At 47.3% G+C, this 20,475-nt stretch carries 18 protein-coding genes; 17 read left to right on the top strand and 1 reads right to left on the bottom strand.

The features are described 5' to 3' along the window. Positions 1–40: 40 nt before the first annotated feature. The 10 genes from def to spoVM all read left to right on the top strand — a co-directional run bounded on the left by def (position 41) and on the right by spoVM (position 9,342). Positions 41–529 carry a peptide deformylase gene (gene def / locus MKX40_RS20690; RefSeq protein ID WP_017687449.1) on the top strand — a complete coding sequence of 163 codons (489 nt, stop codon included), beginning with the start codon at positions 41–43 and terminating at the stop codon, positions 527–529. 12 nt (positions 530–541) lie between these two features. Continuing rightward, on the top strand, positions 542–1,495 hold the full coding sequence (gene fmt / locus MKX40_RS20685; protein ID WP_339235680.1) for a methionyl-tRNA formyltransferase: 954 nt from the start codon (positions 542–544) through the stop codon (positions 1,493–1,495). Further along, positions 1,492–2,919 (top strand): 16S rRNA (cytosine(967)-C(5))-methyltransferase RsmB, encoded by a 1,428-nt coding sequence (gene rsmB, locus MKX40_RS20680; RefSeq protein WP_339235678.1) that lies wholly within the window; start codon positions 1,492–1,494, stop codon positions 2,917–2,919. Before fmt ends, rsmB begins: the two co-directional genes overlap by 4 nt. Positions 2,920–3,173: 254 nt before the next feature. Further along, the gene (rlmN, locus tag MKX40_RS20675) at positions 3,174–4,214 is read left to right on the top strand and encodes a 23S rRNA (adenine(2503)-C(2))-methyltransferase RlmN (protein WP_036614609.1); all 1,041 of its coding nucleotides are present in this window, start codon (positions 3,174–3,176) and stop codon (positions 4,212–4,214) included. Between the two features lie 7 nt (positions 4,215–4,221). After that, positions 4,222–4,998 (top strand): Stp1/IreP family PP2C-type Ser/Thr phosphatase, encoded by a 777-nt coding sequence (locus MKX40_RS20670; protein WP_339235676.1) that lies wholly within the window; start codon positions 4,222–4,224, stop codon positions 4,996–4,998. Then, positions 4,995–7,208, top strand: coding sequence for a Stk1 family PASTA domain-containing Ser/Thr kinase (gene pknB / locus MKX40_RS20665; protein ID WP_339235674.1), 2,214 nt, complete (start codon positions 4,995–4,997; stop codon positions 7,206–7,208). Before MKX40_RS20670 ends, pknB begins: the two co-directional genes overlap by 4 nt. A gap of 61 nt (positions 7,209–7,269) precedes the next feature. Further along, on the top strand, positions 7,270–8,178 hold the full coding sequence (gene rsgA, locus MKX40_RS20660) for a ribosome small subunit-dependent GTPase A (RefSeq protein ID WP_339235672.1): 909 nt from the start codon (positions 7,270–7,272) through the stop codon (positions 8,176–8,178). 1 nt (position 8,179) lies between these two features. After that, positions 8,180–8,839 (top strand): ribulose-phosphate 3-epimerase, encoded by a 660-nt coding sequence (gene rpe, locus MKX40_RS20655; protein ID WP_017687456.1) that lies wholly within the window; start codon positions 8,180–8,182, stop codon positions 8,837–8,839. A 3-nt stretch (positions 8,840–8,842) separates the two neighbouring features. Continuing rightward, complete coding sequence (locus tag MKX40_RS20650) at positions 8,843–9,094, top strand: hypothetical protein (RefSeq protein WP_105410212.1); 252 nt, start codon at positions 8,843–8,845, stop codon at positions 9,092–9,094. Between the two features lie 167 nt (positions 9,095–9,261). Beyond that, a complete protein-coding gene (gene spoVM / locus MKX40_RS20645) occupies positions 9,262–9,342 on the top strand; it encodes a stage V sporulation protein SpoVM (RefSeq protein ID WP_019424875.1) in 81 nt (26 codons plus the stop codon). 194 nt (positions 9,343–9,536) lie between these two features. Here spoVM and rpmB read toward each other — a convergent pair whose 3' ends face one another. Continuing rightward, positions 9,537–9,725, bottom strand: a complete 189-nt coding sequence (gene rpmB, locus MKX40_RS20640; protein ID WP_017687459.1) for a 50S ribosomal protein L28 — start codon at positions 9,723–9,725, stop codon at positions 9,537–9,539. A gap of 636 nt (positions 9,726–10,361) precedes the next feature. Here rpmB and MKX40_RS20635 point away from each other — a divergent pair. From MKX40_RS20635 to MKX40_RS20605, 7 genes are all read left to right on the top strand, one after another. Further along, the gene (locus MKX40_RS20635) at positions 10,362–12,173 is read left to right on the top strand and encodes a DAK2 domain-containing protein (protein ID WP_339235670.1); all 1,812 of its coding nucleotides are present in this window, start codon (positions 10,362–10,364) and stop codon (positions 12,171–12,173) included. 76 nt (positions 12,174–12,249) lie between these two features. Then, complete coding sequence (locus tag MKX40_RS20630; RefSeq protein ID WP_339235667.1) at positions 12,250–13,113, top strand: DegV family protein; 864 nt, start codon at positions 12,250–12,252, stop codon at positions 13,111–13,113. A 10-nt stretch (positions 13,114–13,123) separates the two neighbouring features. Beyond that, positions 13,124–15,169 carry an ATP-dependent DNA helicase RecG gene (gene recG, locus MKX40_RS20625; RefSeq protein WP_339235664.1) on the top strand — a complete coding sequence of 682 codons (2,046 nt, stop codon included), beginning with the start codon at positions 13,124–13,126 and terminating at the stop codon, positions 15,167–15,169. Positions 15,170–15,283: 114 nt separating this feature from the next. Continuing rightward, positions 15,284–15,571 (top strand): stage VI sporulation protein F, encoded by a 288-nt coding sequence (locus tag MKX40_RS20620; RefSeq protein WP_278299015.1) that lies wholly within the window; start codon positions 15,284–15,286, stop codon positions 15,569–15,571. Between the two features lie 939 nt (positions 15,572–16,510). Then, positions 16,511–18,163: a sensor histidine kinase gene (locus MKX40_RS20615; protein WP_339243138.1), complete on the top strand. Its 1,653-nt coding sequence runs from the start codon at positions 16,511–16,513 to the stop codon at positions 18,161–18,163. A gap of 10 nt (positions 18,164–18,173) precedes the next feature. Continuing rightward, the gene (locus MKX40_RS20610) at positions 18,174–18,968 is read left to right on the top strand and encodes a LytTR family DNA-binding domain-containing protein (protein WP_339235658.1); all 795 of its coding nucleotides are present in this window, start codon (positions 18,174–18,176) and stop codon (positions 18,966–18,968) included. 180 nt (positions 18,969–19,148) lie between these two features. Continuing rightward, the gene (locus MKX40_RS20605) at positions 19,149–20,384 is read left to right on the top strand and encodes an OFA family MFS transporter (RefSeq protein ID WP_339243137.1); all 1,236 of its coding nucleotides are present in this window, start codon (positions 19,149–19,151) and stop codon (positions 20,382–20,384) included. Positions 20,385–20,475 lie beyond the last annotated feature (91 nt).

Raw genomic sequence — 20,475 nt, 5'->3', positions numbered from 1 at the left:
GTCCTGAAATTATGATGAGGATTAGGAAGGTGCTTACAACATGTCGATTCGCATTATCGTGCAAGAACCAGATGAGGTGCTCCACAAGAGAGCCAAAGAAGTAACCAAAATTACACCAAATGTACAAAAATTGCTGGATGATATGGCGGATACCATGTACGATGCGGAGGGTGTAGGTCTAGCTGCGCCGCAAGTTGGTATTTTGAAACGTCTGATTGTTATCGACGCAGGTGATGAGCAAGGACTGATCAAGATGATTAACCCGGAGATCATTGCAAGTGAGGGAGAACAGTTCGGACCGGAAGGATGTCTGAGTATCCCTGGAATTAATGGCGATGTTCGCCGTTTTGAGACCGTTACGGTTAAAGGTCTGGATCGTGAAGGCAAAGAGTTGATTATTACGGGTAGTGGCTTGCTGTCCCGTGCATTCCAGCATGAGATTGATCATCTGGATGGCGTACTCTTTACGGATGTCGCCGAGAAAGTGTACGAAATTGCAGCCGATCAAACGGGACCGCGTCGTAATTAAGGAGTGATCGATTTGAATATTGTTTTTATGGGAACACCTGAATTTGCAGTTCCTTCTCTCGATATGCTGATTGCAGAGGGGTACAATGTGGTGGGTGTGGTGACTCAGCCTGATAAACCACAGGGACGCAAAAAAGTACTTACGCCAACACCGGTTAAGGCCGCGGCAGAACGCCACGGTCTGCCTGTATTTCAACCCGTTAAACTGCGTGATCCGGAAGCGGTAGCCCGCTTGGCTGAATGGAAGCCGGACCTGATCGTGACTGCGGCTTTTGGTCAGATTCTGCCCAAATCCGTGCTGGATATGCCTGTTCGCGGTTGTGTGAACGTGCATGGCTCTCTTTTGCCGAAATATCGGGGAGGAGCTCCAATCCAACGTTCCATTATTAACGGGGAATCCGTGACAGGAGTCACATTGATGTATATGGCTGAAGGCCTGGATACCGGAGATATGATCTCGCGTGTGGAACTGCCAATTACAGACGAAGATACATCAGGATCGATGTTTGATAAATTAAGTGAGGCTGGTTCCAAACTGCTTCAGGCAGAAATGCCACGATTGATTGCAGGCGAGACAACGGCAGTCCCTCAGGATGATGCCGAGGCTTCGTATGCTCGCAATCTGACTCGGGATGACGAGAAGATGGACTGGAGTCGTACTTCACGTGAATTGTTCAATCAGATCCGCGGCCTTGTGCCGTTTTCGGGTGCATTTACGATGTGGGATGATCAGGTCTTCAAAGTATGGGCTGCGGCTAACCCCGATCAGGTGGATCTGGAAACCTCTTCGGATGCTGGACAAGCAGAGCCAGGAACAGTGCTGCAATTGAACAAGACAGGGATTGAAGTTCGTACAGGTAATGGATCTCTGTGGTTGACTGAGGTGCAGCCTGCAGGTAAAAAAGTGATGAAGGCGGCTGACTTTGCCCGTGGCGGTACATTGAAATCTGGAACGGTGCTGCGATGAGTGGTAACACACCAGGTCGTTCGTCGGGAAAAGGTCATAAGGCTACAAGTGGTGCATCTCGCCCCCAGAAACCCAAAACATCTGCTCGTGCATTGGCAGTCAAGGTTCTGAGTGCTGTTGAGCAAGATGGAGCATACAGTAATCTGGAGTTGAATCGTCGTCTGAAAGAGGCTGAACTGAGCCCTGCGGATGCTGGACTAGCTACCGAATTGGTGTATGGAACAATCGCTAGATTGAATACACTTGATTATTATCTGGAACGGTACGTTGCCAAAGGAGTATCCAAACTGCAACCTTGGGTTCGCAGTCTGCTGCGGATCAGCGTATATCAGATGATATATCTGGATCGTATTCCGGAGCATGCCGTGGTGAGCGAAGCGGTTAATCTGGCGAAGAAACTGGGCCATCAGGGAATCTCGGGAATGGTGAATGGTGTACTGCGCAATATGATTCGCAATCGGGATGAACTTCGTATTCCAGAGAATCTGCCGGTTGCCGAACGTATTTCACTGGAACATTCCCACCCGTTATGGATGGTTGAACGCTGGATCGCCTATTATGGCGCGGAGACAGCGGAAGCCATCTGCCGTGCGAATAATGAGCCTCCAGCAGTGAGTGTCCGAGTCAACACAACAATGACCACACGGGAGAAACTGATGCATGAGATGGCAAGCGCAGGTGCAGTCGTTGAAGCTTCTCAGTTGAGTTCGGATGGAATTCTTGTACGCAGTGGTGGGAATATGGCACTAACGTCCTGGTATCGGGACGGCTTGTTCTCTGTACAGGACGAAAGTTCCATGCTGGTTGCTGAAGCAGTTGCACCAGAAGAAGACCAACTTGTATTGGATTGCTGCGCAGCTCCGGGTGGTAAAACAGCTCACATGGCGGAGAAAATGCACGATCGCGGTCGTATTCTCGCGAACGATGTACATGCTCATAAGCGCCAGTTGATCCTGGATCAGGCGGAGCGTCTCGGTCTGAGCTGCATCGATGCTGTAACTGGAGATGCTCTTGATCTGAACGAGCGGTATCCGGAAGCATCGTTTGACCGCATTTTGCTGGATGCGCCATGTTCCGGCCTGGGTGTTATTCGACGGAAGCCCGATGTAAAATGGACCAAATCCGTAGAAGACATCAAAGATATCGCAAGCTTGCAACGTGAACTGCTTGATCGTGTTGCGCCGTTGTTAAAACCAGGTGGTATTTTGGTGTACAGCACATGTACAATTGAGCCTGCTGAGAATGAGGATATGGTCGCAGACTTCTTGAATCGACATCCGGAATATCGTCCAGCAGAAGTATCTGTCTGGACTGAATCGGAGACAGCGAAATTGAAGGTTGTGAACGGAGGCGTTCAGATTTTGCCACAATACGCTCACAGCGACGGATTTTTCATCGCACGGTTGACAAAAACAGTGGAATAACAGTTTAATAGAGCACGGAAGCACGGCCGCCGAGGGGAACTTCGGCGGATTTCTTTGTGATGGGACTTCAGCATAATGGTTAGAGAAAAGGGATGACAGGGTGCGATGGCGGCATTCAGGTGTTATAATGCATGAAGTACAGATATCAAGGGTATACATGGATGTAACGTGGTCTTTGTGATAGAATAGGACGAATGGAACGAAAAGAAGGAAGCCAAACGAAAAGAAAAGAAGGAATAGGTGTTGACAACAAAATGAAACCTTTTATATATGATTATTCTCTGGAACAATTGCAGCAATGGGCTGTGGAGAATGGGGAGCCGGCGTTTCGCGGTGGTCAAATCTTTGACTGGATTTATGTAAAACGCGTGAATGATTTCAGTGAAATGACGAATCTGTCCAAGCCATTGCGTGAGAAGCTGACAGAGCAATTTGAATTCGTAACGCTTAAGGAAATTACAAAGTTTGAATCCAAGGATGGAACGGTTAAATTCCTCTTTGGTCTTCATGATGATCATGCCATCGAGACTGTAATTATGAAGCATAACTACGGGAACAGCATCTGTGTAACCACGCAGGTTGGATGTCGTATTGGTTGTACGTTCTGTGCATCTACATTGGGTGGACTCAAGCGTAACCTTACGGCTGGAGAGATTGTTGCCCAGGTTGTACAGGCTCAGAAAATTCTGGATGAACGCGGCGAACGTGTCAGCAGCATTGTAATCATGGGTTCGGGTGAACCTTTCGAAAACTATGAAGCAACGATGACTTTCCTGCGCATCATGATTCATGAAAAAGGATTGAACATTGGTCAGCGTCACATCACGGTATCAACGAGCGGAATTGTTCCGAACATCTACAAGTTTGCAGATGAAGATACACAGATTAACCTCGCCATTTCGATTCATGCACCGAATGATGCACTTCGTTCGAAATTGATGCCGGTTAACCGTCGTTTTCCTTTTGAAGACGTAATGGAGTCCCTTCGTTATTATCTGGCCAAAACAGGTCGGAGAATTACGTTTGAGTATGCACTGATTGGTGGCGTAAACGATCAGCCAGAGCATGCAGCGGAACTGGCAAGTGTGCTTAAGAACATGTTATGCCACGTGAATCTTATTCCGGTTAACCATGTACCTGAACGCAAGTACGTAAGAACATCGAGAAGCGACATTTTCAATTTTCAGAAGATTCTCTCGGAACAGGGTGTTAATGTAACCATTCGTCGTGAACAGGGACATGATATTGCTGCCGCTTGCGGTCAGCTTCGTGCAAAGCATATGGAGTTGAGGTGAGAACGTTTTGATCAAAACAGTTCATGTGAGCCATATCGGACGAGTGCGTTCGGTGAATGAAGATTCAGCCTGGATTCGTAATCTGGATACAGGATATATTCTGGGTATTGTTGCCGATGGCATGGGTGGACATCTTGCAGGGGATACGGCAAGCCGCTTGGCAGTGGAGACGTTGGTACAAGATTTGGGAACACTGGAACCAGGTCTGTCACATGCGTCTCTGTCTGCAGCTCTAAGCGATGCTATTTTGCATGCCAACGAAGTTATCTTCCGCACGGCATCCACAGATGACAAGTATCACAACATGGGAACAACCGTGGTTGCGGCATTATTGAACGATACGGAAGGTGTTATTGGACACATCGGGGATAGCAGAGCCTACAAAATTGCGAACAAAGCTGTGATCCAGCTAACCGAGGACCATACACTGGTGAATGAATTGTTCAAAAACGGTCAGATTAGCAAAGAGGATGTGTCCCATCATCCACGTCGCAACGTGTTAACTCGTGCACTCGGAACAGATGCCGAGGTGAAGGTAGACCTGGATACCGTCAAGCTGGAGGAAGGCGAAGTTCTTCTCCTGTGCAGTGATGGTCTCAGTAACCTGGTCAGCAATGAGCAGATTATTCAGGTTGCCGGCAATCTGGAATTGGCACTCGAAGATCGTGCAGACCGACTGCTTCAGTTGGCTTTACTTGCTGGGGGAGACGACAACATCACGGTTGCCTTGTTCGAGTTGCAGAAGGATGGTTCCGTGGATACGGAAACGGGGTGTGAGTCATGATTGGGCACCAGCTAGGCGGACGCTATGAAGTGATTGAGCGTGTCGGCGGTGGCGGCATGGCTCTTGTGTACAAAGCCCAGGATCTTCTGTTGAACCGGAATGTAGCGATTAAAGTTCTAAGACAACAGTTTGTGCATGACGAAGAGTTTATTCGCCGTTTCCGCAGAGAAGCACAATCGGCAGCATCACTGTCTCATCCGAATGTAGTTAGCATTTATGACGTGGGGCAGGAAGATGACGTTCATTATATTGTCATGGAGTATGTGGAAGGCAAAAACCTGAATGAAATTATTAAAGAGCGTGCGCCTCTGCAAGTGGACGAATCGGTCCGCATTGCATCACAGATTGCAGATGCTCTTGATCATGCACATCATAATCAAATCATTCATCGGGATATCAAACCGCATAATATATTAATTGGCCGGAATGGCCGCGTGAAGGTAACGGACTTTGGGATTGCCCGTGCAGTTACATCTACAACGATTACGCAGACGGGTTCAGTAGTTGGTTCTGTACATTACTTCTCACCGGAACATGCCAAAGGCATCGTTACTGGTGAAAAATCGGACTTATATTCTCTTGGGATCGTACTTTACCAAATGCTTACTGGGCAACTTCCGTTTCTGGGTGAAAGTCCAATCAGTGTGGCATTGAAGCATTTGCAGGAAGAGTTCGATGAACCACGCAAATTCAATCCATTGATTCCGCAAAGTGTGGAAAATGTCATCTTGAAATCCATGCGTAAAAATCCGCAGGAACGTTATCAGTCGGCCAAGGAAATGCAGACTGATCTGGAAACTTGCCTGATGCCGGAGAGACGTAATGAAACGAAGATTGATTTTCCGGATGAGGATGATATAGACCAGACCCGCGTTATGCCAGCGATCAAGCCTGAACCGCGCGGAGTTACGTCGACGGGTGCGGTGCCAGTGATGGAGTCTGACGAAGAAACTGGCAAGGGTAAAGCGAAAGCTAAGAACTGGAAAAAACCAGCATTACTCATTTCATTAACCGTTCTTATTCTAATCGCCATGGTGGGCGTTGTATGGTATGTCAAAGGTATGCTGGTTGTACCTGAAGTTACCGTGCCTAACGTGATCACCCAGACAGAAGAAAAAGCTCGCGAAATGCTTGAGGAGAAAGGACTCGTGGTCAGTGATGAGGTCATCCGTCTCTATCAGGAGGGTGTCGAACCCGGTATTGTGTTTGACCAGAGCAGAAAAGAAGGCGATGTCGTCAAAGAAGGTTCTGAGGTCCAACTCAGTGTTGGTGCAGAAAAAGAACTGGTGAAGATGATTGATGTCAAACAGGAAACTTATGATGAGGCTGTCAAGAAGCTGACTGCGCTTGGCATTAAGGAAGATCAGATTCAGCGGAAAGATGAATTCTCTAATGATGTGCTTTCAGGTTCTGTTATTTCCCAGACCCCTGGCGTCAATGAGGAATTCGATCCAGAGGCCGTTCAGATTGAGCTAACCGTAAGTAAAGGCACTGAAACGGTCAAAATGCCTGATTTGAAAAATTTAACCCGCAGTGAAGCCGAAGAAAAACTGAAATCTGCTGGACTTGTGCTTGCTCAGGTGCAGGAAGAATCAAGTTATACGGTGGATCAGGGGAAAGTGACGCAGCAGTGGCCTGTGGAAGCGGGCACAGAGGTTAATCCTGGCGATAAGATTACAATCTTTATCAGTACAGGGTATCCGCCTGAAGCGCTGAAATATCCGTTTAATATCAATGTATCACCCAAAGAAGATGGTAAAAACAGTAAAATTCGTATCACGTATGAAGACGCACGCGGCAAGAATCAGGAATGGGGAACACGCACCGTGAACTCAACCCAGACCTTGACCATTCCGCTTGTGCTCGCTCCAAATGAAAATGGGGCTGTGTCTGTATATCGTGATGGACAGTTCCTGGATACGTATCTCGTCTCCTACAGTGAAGCCAAAAACGGAACAGTAAACGTACCTTCCATTGACCCGGAACCAAACACGCAGACGCCGCCAGAAAATGAGCCTGATCCAGGCCAAGGCAGTGTTGATGAGGGCAGTGGTGACCCCAATCAGGAAGGTGAGCCTGAGTCCACACCGGCAGACGGTGAAGGTGACAGCGTAGATGAAGACACTTCTGCCATGAATAAGGGTAAGGAGCCCGGCAAGGAAAAAGAGAAGAAGAAAAAGGAAGTCATTAACGCATCAAGCCGTCCATAAGGGCGGCTTATGCTGGCGTCTGGATTAAATGTACCACCATCAAAAGGAGGGCGACGGAGCTATGCCAGAAGGTATCATCGTTAAAGCGCTAAGCGGTTACTATTATGTCATGCCAGTGGAAGACAACGGGGTTCCTTCGGTTGAAGGTTCCGCCGTTCAATGTCGAGCCAGAGGTATCTTCAGAAAACGGGGAACATCACCGCTTGTAGGTGACCGCGTCAGCTACATGTTGACGGAGAACGGTGAAGGAACGGTGGATGAAATCCGGAAGCGTGAGACGGAACTCATCCGTCCTCCAGTGGCCAATGTAAGTTTGGCTGTTCTGTTATTCTCGGTGAAAGAACCGGATATGAACCTGAATTTGTTGGACAAGTTCCTTGTTCACATCGAGCAGGCTGGTCTGGATGCTCTGATTGTGCTGACCAAACAGGATTTGGCTGATCCAGCCAAAGACACTGTTGCTGAAGTGAAAGCATTGTATGAACAGGTTGGTTACGAAGTGATTTCCACAAGTTCACGTACCGGTGAAGGCAGTGAACTGCTCAGAGATCGCCTCGCTGGCAAGATTAGCGTATTCTCTGGTCAATCCGGTGTAGGCAAGTCGTCCATGTTAAATGCATTGATGCCCGGCCTAACGCTGGAGACGAGTGCGATCAGCATGCGTCTTGGACGAGGGAAACACACCACCAGGCACGTAGAACTTATCCCCTTGGATAATGGTGGATTTGTGGCGGATACGCCAGGGTTCAGCCAACTGGACTTTCTGGAGATTGGTGTGGAGGAACTCTCCACGTGTTTCCGGGAATTCGCCCAGTTTGCAGATCAGTGCAAGTTCCGGGGGTGTACCCATACCCATGAACCAGGTTGTCGTGTGCTCGCGGCCAAGGAGGAAGGTCTAATCTCCGAAAGCCGATATCAGCACTATGTGCAGTTCCTTACCGAAATGAAAGATAAGAAGCGGAGGTATTAACATGATTAAAATTGCCCCATCGATATTATCAGCTGATTTTGCCCGCCTTGGTGCGGAAGTTGCCGAAGCCCAAGCTGCAGGAGGAGACTGGATCCATGTTGACGTTATGGACGGTCACTTTGTCCCTAATATTACGCTTGGACCTGCGATTGTAAAGGCGATCGCACCGCATACAAGCTTGCCGCTCGATGTGCACTTGATGATTGAGAATCCGGAACGTTATGTTGAGGAATTTGCCAAAGCCGGTGCAGCAGTCATTACCGTGCATGCTGAGGCTTGTGTGCATCTGCACCGCGTTATTCATCTGATCAAGGAGCAGGGAGTGAAAGCAGGAGTTGCCCTTAATCCGGGAACGCCAGCGTCTGCTATTCTTGAAGTACTGGATGATGTGGACATGGTTCTTGTTATGACGGTCAATCCTGGATTTGGCGGACAGGCTTTCATCTCAGGTACCATGAACAAAATCAAGCAAATTCGTACCTGGTTGAATGAAAAGGGACGTCATGATGTACATATCGAAGTGGATGGCGGAATTGCTGCCGACACAGCCCCGCTTGTGGTGGAAGCTGGAGCAGATGTACTCGTTGCCGGTAGTGCCGTATTTGGACGTGAAGATCGTGCTGCAGCGATTACTGAAATTCGCCGTAGCTACGGAGGCTAATTGATGACTCTTAAGGAGACGCTGTGGACGATGGCTGCGAGTCTCGTAACGGGACTTGTGCTTGCTCTGTTTGCGGTTATTCAGTCCCCGTATAATGCCATTACGTCATTGATCGGGGTGGGTGTTGTTATTATGTATTTCCGCAAATTTGATCGTACGGGACATCGGGTTACTTTTGTTATCTTCGGCATACTGTATTATCTAATGAGTGTTTTCATGATCGCTGCCTATCAATATATTCCTACCCAAACGTAAATGACCTGATCTTCGGGCTTGTCATTGTGGAATAGGGATCGATGGTTCCGCATAAATATGGTTACATGAGCAGGTTTCTCATGTAGCCTTTTTTGTCGTGTTTGAGGTAAAGAAGGCCTGAAGCATAGGATACGGCGGACGCATGAGCATGATGGGGAGGGTGAATTATGAAATTTTACACATTCAAACTGCCGAAGTTTTTGGGAGGGTTTGTAAAGGCGATTCTTAATACGTTTCAAAAGAACTGATCTGATTGATAAGGTAACAGGGAATACCGCCGCTTTGGCTCAGGCTAATCTGGAATTCGTACCTGCGAAGCGCCATGCGGCGGCCATTCACATGTTCATGAGTGTATTCAAGAATCCCTTTTTTGAATACCAAAAAAGCACCTGCAAGGAACAAGGTGCTTTTTGCTTACCCGATTTATAGTAGCTTTGCGTGATTATACGCGAGTCACTTTACCGGCTTTCAGTGCACGGGTGCTTACGTATACACGTTTTGGTTTGCCGTCAACGAGAATGCGGACCTTCTGAACGTTTACGCCCCAAGTACGACGGTTACGGTTGTTAGCGTGGGATACGTGGTTACCGGTGCCCGGTTTCTTACCTGTCACATAACATTTGCGAGACATAGATTACACCTCCTATCCTAAAATAACCAGTTGCCTTCAGAAACGAAAAGTCATTCCATAAGGACTAAATTGTTCTTCCTGATCATAAAGATCAGGCTTCAGTAGCTAATGGTGTTGTTTAAGCCGGCATGACCGGATCATTTCCATTACTTAACCTGCATAAAACAATACTTGAATATAATATCATAATCAAAAAAGCTTCGTCAACTGATCCAAAAACTTTATTTATTTCTCTTGTCTAATATAGTACAATGTTGAGTAGTCCATAATACAGTGGTGAACAGGCTGTTGCCGCGAGGAAGTCGGAGAATACACCGTACCTAGAGGTCGGTGGTCTGCTTTTTGGCAACGCTGTGAGCTGCGGCATTCCATCATTGGCACCAGTCTCCACGCGGCATTCATGCCGGCTCTTGATACCGGTGCATATCCGTATGCCCCGAAGTTAGGGGTGCAGAGAGTGCAGGATATTGGTAGCCCGGCCGCCCAGACCGTTAATCCGGCTGACATGTTGTATTGTATGCCTGTGCCGGACAAGGTATGGACGAAGAATAACGCAGTCCGCGTTAGCGCATGAACAGACCAGACACATCTTGGTGCAAGGTGTTCGTGTATCAAGCTAGGAAGGGGAATTCTCACTTGAGTATACGTTCTTTAAATGGAACAGATTTCACCGCTATGGTACTTGCCGGAGCGGAACAACTTGGACAGCATGCAGAGCACGTCAATTCCCTGAATGTTTTCCCTGTGCCGGATGGTGACACGGGAACGAACATGAATTTGACAATGAGTGCAGGAGTCGCAGAGATTAAAAGAAAAAGTTCTGCCTCCATCGGCGAAGCTGCCGGTATTCTATCGAAAGGCCTGCTTATGGGCGCACGGGGGAATTCAGGAGTTATTCTGTCGCAATTGTTCCGTGGTTTTAGTCGTTCAGCTGCTCCCTATGAGGAACTGAATACGCTCCAATTTGCAGCAGCCCTGCAGAACGGTGTTGACGCAGCTTACAAAGCAGTCGTAAAACCCGTTGAAGGGACCATTCTTACCGTAGCCAAGGAAGCGGCGAAACATGCCAACTACTACGCAAGACGGACGAATGATATTACTGAATTAATGAATGAAGTTTTGTTAAAAGCAAAAGAAGCACTGGCCATGACTCCGGAATTGCTTCCTGTACTGAAACAGGTGGGTGTTGTGGATTCAGGTGGTCAGGGGCTTGTATATATCTACGAGGGCTTTATGGAAGTATTGCTGCAAAGTGACGGTGTGAATCGTACTTCGCTGAACAAAGAAGTAACCCCATCCGTGGCAGCATCTGCTTTGAAACCGGCTGCACCGGCAGAAGTGGATATCAAGAAGCCTGCACAACAGCAGGTGATTGCGCCGGAGATGCCATTGTCTGCGCAGGCGAGATTGGAAACGGAGGATATTGAATTCCTGTATGATATGGAATTCTTCATTAATCGTGAACTTGGAGAGAACGCAGGAGTGGCATTTGATGATGAGGCATTCCGGAAAGCGTTGTCAGTTAACGGGGATTCGATCATTATCATTGCCGATGATGAAGTTATCAAAGTTCATGTCCATTCCAAAACTCCAGGCGATGTGTTGAATCTGGCACTGCATTATGGTGAGATTACACAGATTCATATTCTCAATATGCGTGAACAGCATCGGGATCTCCTGACAGCAGGCATGGATATTGCTCCATCACCTGAATTGTTTGCAGAGATTCCACCTGAGGCAGCACGCAGTATGGAAGAAGCTGTGCTTCCTGCAGATGAGATGGCACCGTATGGTTTTATTGCGGTATCCTCCGGTGACGGTATTGCAGAGATTTTCCAAAGTCTTGGCGTCGATGTTGTTCTGTCCGGTGGACAGACGATGAATCCGAGCACGGAAGATTTTGTAAAAGCCGTTCGCTCCATTGCTGCGGAACAGGTATTCATACTCCCGAATAACTCGAATATTGTACTGGCTGCGGAGCAGGCACGTGAACTGCTTGAAGATGAGCGCCGAATTACGGTTATTCCGAGCAAGACCATTCCACAGGGAATGGCTGCTGCTTTTGCATTCCAGGAAGATGAGTCTGCGGAAACGAACCGTGACCAAATGTTGGAGGCCATCAGCCGGGTACAGTCCGGTCAAGTAACTCATGCGGTTCGTGATACGCAATATGATGAATTGGATATCAAGGCGGGACACTATATTGGTATTCATAACTCCAAAATTGTAGCGACGGATGAAGTCATGCTTCAAGCATGTGAAGGTCTGCTCAAGCAGATGATGGAGAGCGGAGATGAAGTGGTGACGATCCTTGAAGGGGACGAAGCTGACCCTGAGGTTACTGCTGCCCTCGCTGCATGGCTTGAAGTAGAGTATCCTGATGCTGAGGTAGAGGTACATCGTGGAGGACAGCCTGTGTATTATTATTTGTTCTCCGTAGAGTCCTAATAAAGGTTGTTCAAAACGTCTCTTATTGAGTTTTTGAACAGGTACCAATAGCACTCTGGCGAAGAGGAGGAGAGTCATGAGCCACAAGGTTGCGATAGTAACAGACAGTACGGCGGATATTCCCGAAGAACTCATTCGCAAATACGGGATTCATATTGTTCCGTTGCGCGTTCTGTTCGGTGAAGAGACTTATGCAGATGGCGTTGATCTGACTTCGGAACAGTTCTACGAAAAATTGAAGAAGGTTTCTGTGTTGCCTACAACTTCACAGCCTTCTCCAACTGATTTCATGAATGTATATCAATCACTTCTGGATGAGAACCCGGAACGCCCGATTGTATCCATCCACCTGTCATCCGGCATGAGTGGTACCTACCAATCGGCCATGCTTGGCAAGTCTTTGCTGGAGCGTGAGGGTGACATCACCGTGCTGGATTCGAAGTCAGCATCGTATGGATACGGTCTAATGGTGGTACAGGCTGCTGAACTTGCCGAACAGGGGAAGTCAGCAGTCGAAATCGCTGCTGCCATTGAAGAGATGCAAAAATCTCGTAAATTGTTCTTTCTCGTGGATACCCTTGAGTATCTGCAAAAAGGCGGTCGGATTGGCAAAGCTTCAGCCATCTTGGGAACGTTGCTTAACATTAAGCCGATCCTGTCTATTGATGAAGAAGGCGTTATCTACGCAGTTGAGAAAGTCAGAGGTCATAAAAAGGCAATGGCACGCATTATTGAGCTGTTCCAGAAGGATCTTGCAGGCAAACGGGTTAACCTCGCGGTAGGTCATACCGCTGACCCGGGATCAGCGATCGCTTGTGCAGAGCAGCTGCGTGGTCATTTTACAGTGAATGAAGTGATCTATACCAATATTGGAGCCGTAATTGGCAGTCATGTTGGACCTGGTGTCATTGCGATCTTTATGTGGCCTGTTCCGGAATGAGGGATTAGACATGAAATTGGAAGAAATATCTGTTAAGCAAATTAACGGCGTGAGTGCTCTCAAAGAGGGAGAGCTTCACGCCTTTGGCATCTCTACTGTTAAAGACCTGCTTGAATATTATCCGTTCCGTTATGAGGACTATCGTCTGCGTTCGCTTAGTGAAGTGAAGGATGGGGACAAGATTACGGTCCAGGGACAGGTGATGGGCATTCCTGTATTACAACGATACGGTAAAAAGTCCCGTCTCACCTGTAAGATCATGACGGAAGAGTGGATGATTACAGCGACCTGGTTCAATCGCCATTTTCTCAAAGAACAGCTTACGCCCAATCGTGAGATTGTGATTACGGGGAAGTGGGAACAAAAACGCATGCAGATGACAGTTACCGACTCGGAGTTTCCCGATAAAGGCGATGGGCGTTCAGGTACACTGCAACCTGTATATTCAGTAACCGGCAAGCTGACGCAACAATGGATGCGCAAAACGATCAATCAGGGATTAATCCAATTCGGAGATATGATTCCCGAGATTCTTCCCCAGTCCTTGATGAGGAAATACAGCTTCATGCCGCGAAAGCAGGCGATTGCGGGAATTCATCGTCCACAGGACAACCGGGAAGGCCAACAGGCCAGACAGCGGATGGTGTATGAAGAACTGTTTCTGTTCCAGCTGAAAATGCAGGCGTATCGTGCGCTCAACCGGAATCGGATGGATGGTGTGGTACATACCACGGACAATACAACGATTCGTGAGTTTGTACGCAGTTTACCATTTGAACTGACAGATGCTCAGAAAAAGGTGGAGCTTGAAATTCTGCATGATATGCGTTCGCCTTATGCAATGAATCGGTTATTGCAGGGTGATGTAGGATCGGGTAAAACGGTTATTGCGGCAATTGCGCTATACACGACTGTTCGATCCGGTTTCCAAGGGGCTCTGATGGTGCCTACAGAGATTCTGGCGGAGCAGCATATGCGTTCACTGCAAAAGCTGTTTGAACCGTTTGGAGTAACTGTAGGTCTGTTAACAGGCAGTGTAAATGGGCGTAAACGTAAAGATCTGATCGCGTCGTTGCAAATGGGCATGATGGATATCGTGGTCGGGACACACGCCCTGATTCAGGAAGATGTCTTCTTCCGTGATCTGGGTCTTGTGGTGACGGACGAGCAGCATCGCTTCGGGGTGAATCAGCGCAGCGTTTTACGACGCAAAGGATATAATCCAGATGTGTTAACGATGACGGCTACGCCAATTCCACGGACACTTGCGATTACGGCTTTTGGGGATATTGAGGTATCCACGATCTCAGAACGTCCGAAAGGACGGATTCCGATCTCTACGTATTGGGTCAAGCACGATATGATGGAGCGGGTGCTCGGGTTTATCTCCAGAGAAGTGGATCAAGGGCGTCAAGCCTATCTGATCTGTCCGCTCATTGAAGAGTCGGAGAAGCTGGATGTGCAGAATGCGATTGATCTGCATGTGCAGATGCAGCAGAACTTTCCGAAATATCGTGTAGGTCTGCTGCATGGACGGATGACGGCTGCGGAGAAAGAAGAGATGATGCGTGACTTCTATAGCAATGATATTCAGCTGCTGGTCTCCACCACCGTTGTGGAGGTCGGGGTCGATGTGCCGAATGCCACGTTAATGGTCATTATGGATGCGGACCGTTTCGGTCTGTCCCAGCTTCATCAGCTTCGGGGTCGGGTTGGTCGTGGGGCCCATGCATCCTATTGTGTACTCATTGCTGATCCCAAGACAGAGGTCGGACAGGAACGTATGAAGGTCATGACGGAAACGGAGGATGGATTCGAGGTATCTCGTCGGGACCTCGATCTCCGGGGTCCGGGTGATTTCTTTGGTACCAAACAGAGCGGATTGCCCGAGTTCCGTCTTGCTGATATGGTTGCCGATTTTGCTGTGCTGGAACAAGCCCGAGATGATGTATCCCAGTTGATTGCGGAAGTAAATTTCTGGACATCTGTGGACTACGCACCTTTGCGTGATTTCCTACAGCAACAGCAAGTATTTAAGGGTGATCTGATTGACTAAAGCTTGCTTTGATAGCTGGTTTTTCATATTACCTTTGTAAAAATAGACAAGTGTACAAGCCCTCCCGACATATGAATAAGAAGTGAGTTCATTCTTTGGGAGGTGCTATACGTTTTGGGTTATCAACAATATGGAATTAGTCCGCAACTGGTGGAGCGGATCAAACTAAAGATGAAAAACCCCGCTGTCAAAGAACGTATCAAAAAGTTGATTGATGGCGTGACCAAGTCTGATCTGCAAGATAAGGCCAAAGTCAGAAGGCTGGTCAAGTCTTCAGCAGTCATTATGAACGAGAATTTCTCTGCGGCGCAGGAGGAGCAGTTTGTTGCGTTTGTACTCGCGCAGAAGATTGATCCGAACAATACGTTTCATTTGATTAAGCTGTGGGGGATGTTTAGGTAGGGATTCGATGTAATGTTGGGTGGGGTAAAATGAACTACAGGGTGTTACACGTGGCCACTACGAGTGCAGTACCATCTTCCGATCGCTGTTATCCCCGGATTTTTTGATCCCCTTTTCTAAAGGGTAAAATCCGGGGATAAAGGCGCACGCTTCGCTTCTTCAGATTGGTTCTGCACTCTCCGTTACTATGTAGCTGGAGTTCATTTTATAAAACCAAATTACATGAATGATTGTTTGGTAGTTTAGGAAGGGGGGTTCCACAGTCATGTATAACATGATGGAACACCCTTTTTTTGTGGTGGAGAGCAGTTGGGATGATGGAGGTCTTAGTTGGGCATTAAATGGAATGATTATGTAATTTTATCTGTTGCCCTCTTACTTTGATCAGGAAAAGAGCTGGAGATGATTAAAGTTATGATTAGAACTACAATGATAATGCTATTGGAAGGCAATTCTTTCAGGATGTAGTCTTGCACAAGTAAGACCAGGATTGAAATAAATAAAATCATTTGCAGGACAAGTCTTGTTGAGCGATCAGGATCGTTGGATCGTCTGGAGACACCATATAGGATAAGCCATATTAGACTAAAAAGCAGAAGTGGACCTAGGAGTATAATGGCAAGCATGCATTAACACCTTTCTGTAATTAATTTTTGACCAATTGGAATAACATGACAAGTCATTAATTATATCATAGGAATTTCTGTATTTGTTGATTTTATGGAAATATGAGGTGATGATTGATCTTCACATATTCCCTTTTTTGATTGTCACAGGATGTACTTTGCTTTCCTCCAGGGGGAGCGGTAAACTGTTGCATACAAGTTAGTTGTGTGAATCAGAGTTAATTTATAGATGTTGTGGCGGATTGGCATTACAATGAGACATGCCTTTTATTTTCAGACAGATGTGGAGGAAGTACGATTGGAGATGTTTACGATGCTGCTTGGTTTATTTGAACGGGCGGCGCTGTTGATTATATTTTTATTCTTTCTGTCGAGGGTGCCCAGATTCAGGCAGATTCTGCAAAAGGGGAAATTAAGGTGGCAGGAGTCTATTGCGGTTACCTTGTTATTCTGTGCTTTTGCCATCTTCGGAACGTATACGGGCATTAATGTGGAAGGTTCACTGGTGAATGTCCGCATTATAGCGGTGCTATCGGGTGGTATTTTGTTCGGGGCGCCTGTGGGTATTATTACGGGGATTGTGTCAGGTGTACATCGGTATTTGATCGATATGGATGGTGTCACAGCTATACCTTGTCTAATCACGAGTATCCTGGCGGGTCTGGTATCTGGATATATACATAAGTACACGCCCAAGCCTAAGCGATGGATCATCGGTATTGGAGCAGGTATGATCTGTGAAGCGCTCACGATGTTACTGATCCTGCTATTTTCCTATCCCGATCCATTGGGTGCAGATATTGTTTCGAAGATTGCGCTGCCTATGATTCTGGGTGAAGTCAACATAGGGCTGATTGTGCTCCTGGTGCAGAGTGTTGAAGGGGAAAAGGAAATGATTGCAGCTCGTCAGGCGAAGCTCGCCCTAGAGATTGCTAACAAAACCTTGCCGTACTTCCGTTCCATTGACGAGGATTCTCTGCGCAAAATCTGCCGTATTATTCAGGAGGATATTCAGGCAGATGCCGTTGCGATTACGGATACCCGGAATGTACTGGCATATGTAGGATTTGGTGAGGAACGATATCATATTGGCAATGAAATTATAAGTGAGATGACCAAGAAGACGATCTCCAGCGGGGAGATTACAATCAGTAATGATGTCATTGATGAGAAAACACCGGATATCCACTCGCTGTTAATCATTCCGCTTAAAGAACGAGGAGAAATTACAGGTGCGCTCAAAATCTATTATCGCAAAGCCTATAAAATTACGTATCCTTTGCAAACGATGGCTGTAGGTCTGTCGCAGATTATCTCGACCCAGATGGAGGTATCGCGGGTAGAGGAGATCAAGGCTGCTGCCAACAAAGCGGAGCTGCGTGCATTACAGACAACCATTCACCCTCATTTTCTGTTTAATGCGCTAAATGCGATTGCTTCATCCATCCGAACCAAACCGGATCGTGCTAGGGAGCTGATTGTGAATCTATCCGGGTACATGCGGTACAATCTGGAACTGTCGGATGAGTTAATTGATATTCATAAGGAACTGGAGCAGGTCCGTAATTATGTAGAGATTGAGAAAGCCCGCTTTGGCAGCCGACTGAATGTAATCTATGAGATTGATGAGGTCGCGGTGCATATTCCGAGTCTTGTCATCCAGCCGCTCGTCGAAAATGCCATTATTCATGGCATTCTCAAGGTGAAAGGACCGGGTACTGTTCGAATTCGGGTACAGGATTATCCGGAGTTTGTTCGCATTAGTGTCAGCGATACAGGGGCAGGGATCAGTGCAGATATTATTGAACGGGTCTACCATGACCGTATGCCTGGTAACCAGATCGGGCTGTATAATGTGCATCGCCGGGTCAAGCTTATTTACGGACAAGGTGTAACCATTACCAGGCTGGAACAAGGAACCGATATTTTATTTGATGTGCCCAAAGGAGATGTCGTAACAAGGTGATGATGGATCGATGAGAGCTCTTATTGTGGAAGACGAGATTCTGGCAAGCGAGGAATTGAATTACTTAATCCAGGAACATAGCCAGATTGAGGTGGTGGATCGCCTTGAAGACGGGCTGGATGTACTGAAATTTTTGCAGGAACAAGAAGTGGATGTCATTTTCCTCGATATCAATATTCCCTCGCTGGACGGCATGATGCTGGCCCATCATATTGGGAAATTTGCAACAAAACCCTATATTGTTTTTACTACGGCATACAAGGAACATGCAGCAGAAGCCTTTGAGTTGGAGGCATTTGATTATATTTTGAAGCCTTATGACGAGAAGAGAATCGCTGCGATGCTCCATAAGCTGGAGATAGCATTCAAACGTGATCATGCGCCAGTGGAGCAATATGTTGAGGATGAACCAGCCCCTATGGAGGACGGATCTGCTGCGCACGGTGAACTGGTACGAGATACGAATTCCCATACCAACAGAAGAATTAATCTGCTGCGGAATGACAATATTATTGTTACGGATACGGCAGATATCTACTATGCGGAAGCGCAAGAGAAAGTGACGAAGGTATATACCAAAAATGGGGAGTTCACCATGCCAGTGAGCATATCGGATTTTCATAGCCGTCTGCCACAGGATACGTTCTTTCGCTGCCACCGTTCGTACGTTGTAAATCTGTCGCAAATCCGTGAAATCGTACCTTGGTTCAACAATACGTACCTGCTTCGCCTGCGCGATCTGGAAGCTGAAGTGCCCGTGAGTCGCGGGAAGGTCAAAGAGTTCAGGCAACTCATGCGCATCTAGAAGCATTTCATTCCGCATCTGATGCAACTCATGCTCAAAACGGTGTAATGAATCCCCTTTCATGTATGATTACCTTGTGAACGCATTCATGTATATGACATCGGCAAAGGGGAGATCACGATGAAAGCAGCTATTTCATCCGCTTCATCAGCACCTACATCAACAATTACACCTACAAAAATGAACCGCTGGCTTATTGTTTTGGGGACTATCATTGTACAAATGGGTCTTGGAACCATCTATACGTGGAGTTTATTCAATCAACCGCTGTCTGATCGTTTCGGATGGGACGTCAGCTCGGTCGCGATAACTTTTTCAATTACCAGTTTTGCTTTGGCATTTGCCACATTGTTTGCAGGACGGTTGCAGGAACGTTGGGGTCTTCAGCGCCTGATCCGTGTGGCCGGGGTTGTGCTTGGGCTGGGTCTTATTCTGAGTTCCCAAGTATCTTCATTAACTCTACTGTACATTTTGGCTGGATTTGTCGTTGGTTTTGCAGATGGTACGGCGTATATTACGTCGTTGTCCAATCTGATCAAGTGGTTCCCGGAACGTAAAGGTCTGATCTCGGGGATCTCAGTCGGAGCTTTTGGTACCGGTAGTTTATTGTTCAAATATGTGAATTCGGCATTGATCGGGGCCGTTGGTCCTGCTCAGGCATTTATGTACTGGGGCATTATTGTTCTGGTTCTGGTGGTTGCCGGATCATTCCTGATCCGTGAAGCGGTTGTTCGTGAACAGGCTCCGGCAAGCAAGAATGGCCCGAAACAAGTGGTGGCGCGTCAGGACTACACGGTGAAAGAGATGCTGCGTACAAAAGAAGCGTACATGTTGTTCGTTATTTTCTTCACAGCGTGTATGAGCGGTCTGTATCTGATCGGTATTGTCAAAGACATCGGTGTACAGCTTGCAGGTCTAGATGTAGCTACAGCTGCCAACGCAGTGGCCATGGTTGCGATCTTTAACACGGCAGGACGTATTATTCTCGGTGCGCTGTCGGACAAAGTAGGACGAATGAAAGTCATCGCTGGTGCGCTGCTGGTGACAGCTGTAGCTGTCATGACACTTAGTCTGGTTCCATTGACCTTCGGGATCTTCTTCGCCTGTGTGGCGGCCGTTGCATTCTGCTTCGGCGGTAACATTACGGTATTCCCGGCGATTGTGGCTGATTACTTCGGACTGAAAAATCAGAGCAAAAACTATGGCGTGATCTATCAGGGCTTTGGATTTGGTGCTTTGGCAGGATCATTCATCAGCGCCCTGCTGGGCGGGTTCCATCTAACCTTCATCGTGATTGCCGTACTCTGTGCAGTCTCCCTGTTGCTCGCACTGATCATTACCCCTCCAGGTCAAGGTCGTCGTGAACGTCAACGTGAAAAACAGATGAACCTTAAGCCTTCATCACGGGCAAGCTAATAGCACGCTTTGGAAGCACCGAACAGAGAATATTTCTTCATCTTAAAAAGCAAATTAAAAACAAAGTAAACAAAGCGGTCTCCAGATGAGG

It is taken from the genome of Paenibacillus sp. FSL R5-0517 (assembly GCF_037974355.1).
Classification (GTDB): Bacteria; Bacillota; Bacilli; order Paenibacillales; family Paenibacillaceae; genus Paenibacillus.
The sequence above is the reverse complement of the archived record's forward strand: the minus strand, read 5'-3'. Positions and strand labels throughout refer to the sequence as shown.

Bases quoted from the DNA above. Each gene is read 5' to 3' on its own strand.
- recG (WP_339235664.1), top strand. From the start codon at position 13,124: ATGAAATTGGAAGAAATATCTGTTAAGCAAATTAACGGCGTGAGTGCT.
- rsgA (WP_339235672.1), top strand. From the start codon at position 7,270: ATGCCAGAAGGTATCATCGTTAAAGCGCTAAGCGGTTACTATTATGTC.
- rpmB (WP_017687459.1), bottom strand. From the start codon at position 9,725: ATGTCTCGCAAATGTTATGTGACAGGTAAGAAACCGGGCACCGGTAAC.
- rlmN (WP_036614609.1), top strand. From the start codon at position 3,174: ATGAAACCTTTTATATATGATTATTCTCTGGAACAATTGCAGCAATGG.
- MKX40_RS20630 (WP_339235667.1), top strand. From the start codon at position 12,250: ATGAGCCACAAGGTTGCGATAGTAACAGACAGTACGGCGGATATTCCC.
- MKX40_RS20605 (WP_339243137.1), top strand. From the start codon at position 19,149: ATGAACCGCTGGCTTATTGTTTTGGGGACTATCATTGTACAAATGGGT.
- rsmB (WP_339235678.1), top strand. From the start codon at position 1,492: ATGAGTGGTAACACACCAGGTCGTTCGTCGGGAAAAGGTCATAAGGCT.
- pknB (WP_339235674.1), top strand. From the start codon at position 4,995: ATGATTGGGCACCAGCTAGGCGGACGCTATGAAGTGATTGAGCGTGTC.
- MKX40_RS20615 (WP_339243138.1), top strand. From the start codon at position 16,511: ATGCTGCTTGGTTTATTTGAACGGGCGGCGCTGTTGATTATATTTTTA.
- MKX40_RS20610 (WP_339235658.1), top strand. From the start codon at position 18,174: ATGAGAGCTCTTATTGTGGAAGACGAGATTCTGGCAAGCGAGGAATTG.
- MKX40_RS20650 (WP_105410212.1), top strand. From the start codon at position 8,843: ATGACTCTTAAGGAGACGCTGTGGACGATGGCTGCGAGTCTCGTAACG.
- spoVM (WP_019424875.1), top strand. From the start codon at position 9,262: ATGAAATTTTACACATTCAAACTGCCGAAGTTTTTGGGAGGGTTTGTA.
- rpe (WP_017687456.1), top strand. From the start codon at position 8,180: ATGATTAAAATTGCCCCATCGATATTATCAGCTGATTTTGCCCGCCTT.
- def (WP_017687449.1), top strand. From the start codon at position 41: ATGTCGATTCGCATTATCGTGCAAGAACCAGATGAGGTGCTCCACAAG.